Source organism: Pseudomonas sp. Yb2C2, assembly GCF_052112325.1.
Taxonomy (GTDB): domain Bacteria; phylum Pseudomonadota; class Gammaproteobacteria; order Pseudomonadales; family Pseudomonadaceae; genus Aquipseudomonas; species Aquipseudomonas marginalis.
Genome location: NZ_JAVAJK010000065.1, coordinates 1 through 455, shown reverse-complemented (window position 1 = coordinate 455; position 455 = coordinate 1). Strand labels below are relative to the sequence as shown.

The following is a 455-nucleotide window of genomic DNA, read 5'->3' as shown; positions in this document are numbered from 1 at the left end:
GGCATTGTGCTGGTCACCGGGCCCACGGGCAGCGGCAAGACCACCAGCCTGTACGCGGCGTTGGCACGGCTGGATGCGAGCACCAGCAATATCCTCACCGTGGAAGACCCGGTGGAATACGACCTGCCGGGCATCAGCCAGATCCAGGTCAACGCCAAGATCGACATGACCTTCGGCCTGGCGCTGCGGGCGATCCTGCGCCAGGACCCGGACATCATCATGATCGGTGAAATCCGCGACCTGGAGACCGCGCAAATCGCGGTGCAGGCCTCGCTCACCGGGCACCTGGTGCTGGCGACCCTGCACACCAACGATGCGGTGTCGGCGGTCAACCGCCTGATCGATATGGGCGTCGAGCCGTTCCTGCTGGCCTCGTCACTGCTGGGCGTGCTGGCGCAACGCCTGGTCCGCCGCCTGTGCCCGCATTGCAAACAGGAAGACCCGGCCGCGCCCGG

The 455-nt window shown here is 66.8% G+C and carries 1 protein-coding gene; it reads left to right on the top strand.

Features of this window, described 5'->3' with window-relative positions:
- On the top strand, positions 1 to 455 hold a 455-nt coding region (locus tag Q8X51_RS32170; protein ID WP_407694949.1), incomplete at both ends, for a GspE/PulE family protein.